We start from the raw sequence: 818 nt of genomic DNA, 5'->3' as shown, positions 1-818 counted from the left end.
TAACGATAGTGCAACGGATTGCACTGGGTTTCCCCATTCGGAAATCGCCGGTTATAACGGTTCATATCACCTTACCGGCGCTTATCGCAGATTAGCACGTCCTTCATCGCCTCTGACTGCCAGGGCATCCACCGTGTACGCTTGGTCGCTTAACCTCACAACCCGAAGATGTCTCGTAAGACMGTTCGCGTTGCGAAAATTTGAGAGACTCTGACACACCGYMTYTTCCTTTCTTATTACGGAGAAAGGAAACGGCGTGTCGTTTCAATTTTCAGCTTGTTCCGGATTTTTAAAGAGCACATATCTCAAACGTGATTCCTGAGAATCAGTTTTGAGATATATCGGCACGCAACTTTCACTCACATACCAGCAAGTGGCGTCCCCTAGGGGATTCGAACCCCTGTTACCGCCGTGAAAGGGCGGTGTCCTGGGCCTCTAGACGAAGGGGACACTGAAGTCTCAATCGCAAGACGCCTTGCTTCTTTACATCTATCAGACAATCTGTGTGGGCACTGCGCGGGTTCGTATCTTTAAGGTAAGGAGGTGATCCAACCGCAGGTTCCCCTACGGTTACCTTGTTACGACTTCACCCCAGTCATGAATCACAAAGTGGTAAGCGCCCTCCCGGAGGTTAAGCTACCTACTTCTTTTGCAACCCACTCCCATGGTGTGACGGGCGGTGTGTACAAGGCCCGGGAACGTATTCACCGTGGCATTCTGATCCACGATTACTAGCGATTCCGACTTCACGGAGTCGAGTTGCAGACTCCGATCCGGACTACGACGCACTTTATGAGGTCCGCTTGCTCTCGCGAGGT

The 818-nt window shown here is 51.4% G+C and carries 1 tRNA gene and 2 rRNA genes; all 3 read right to left on the bottom strand.

Annotation, left to right across the window (positions count from 1 at the left end):
* Window positions 1–155, bottom strand: a 23S ribosomal RNA gene (locus tag E2L00_RS21355); the annotation flags it as partial.
* 219 nt (window positions 156–374) lie between these two features.
* A tRNA-Glu gene (locus E2L00_RS21350) sits at window positions 375–450 on the bottom strand.
* Window positions 451–536: 86 nt separating this feature from the next.
* Window positions 537–818 (bottom strand): 16S ribosomal RNA (locus tag E2L00_RS21345); the annotation flags it as partial.

Source organism: Cedecea colo (assembly GCF_011808225.1).
Taxonomy (GTDB): domain Bacteria; phylum Pseudomonadota; class Gammaproteobacteria; order Enterobacterales; family Enterobacteriaceae; genus Dryocola; species Dryocola colo.
Note: the sequence above shows the minus strand (reverse complement) of the source record. Positions and strands in the feature narration are given on the sequence as shown.